This window comes from Pseudomonas nabeulensis, assembly GCF_004682045.1.
In the GTDB taxonomy this organism is placed as follows: domain Bacteria; phylum Pseudomonadota; class Gammaproteobacteria; order Pseudomonadales; family Pseudomonadaceae; genus Aquipseudomonas; species Aquipseudomonas nabeulensis.
The window spans coordinates 1-565 of record NZ_QUZT01000149.1; the positions used below are offsets into that span (position 1 = coordinate 1).

1 protein-coding gene is annotated in these 565 nt (G+C 65.0%); it reads left to right on the forward strand.

Translation table 11 applies throughout. The features are described from left to right. Window positions 1–37: 37 nt before the first annotated feature. Window positions 38–565 (forward strand): filamentous hemagglutinin N-terminal domain-containing protein (locus tag DYL61_RS31195; protein WP_135311579.1); only part of this gene is annotated, 528 nt, incomplete at its 3' end.

Below are 565 nucleotides of genomic sequence, written 5' to 3' on the forward strand. Positions count from 1 at the left end.
TGCGCACTCTTTCACATGAGTGTCATCCGAGGGTGATATGGACGCACGCAGCCCGTTTAACCAATGCCTGGCCCTCAGCCTGGCCGGGATTCTCTTCCTCAACCCGCTTGTGTCCGCCGCCGCGCAACTGAGCGTAGATCCCGCCAGCCCTGGCACCAGCATCGGCCATGCGCCCAATGGCGTGCCGGTGGTGAATATCGCCGGGCCCAATGGCAGCGGGCTGTCCCACAACCTGTTCACGGACTACAACGTCGGCAGTAACGGGCTGATCCTCAATAACGCCACCCAGGCGGCGCAGAACACCCAGCTGGGCGGGGTGATCCTCGGCAATCCCGGCCTGCAAGGGCGGCCGGCCAGTGTGATTCTCAACGAGGTCACCGGCGGCAATCGCAGCCACCTTGGCGGCTACACCGAAGTGGCCGGGCATGCGGCGCGGGTGATTGTCGCCAACCCCCATGGCATCACCTGCAATGGCTGCGGGTTTATCAACACGCCACGGGCGACCTTGACCACCGGCAAGCCGGTGCTCGACGGCGGGCGGCTGGACCATTTTCGCGTCGAGGGT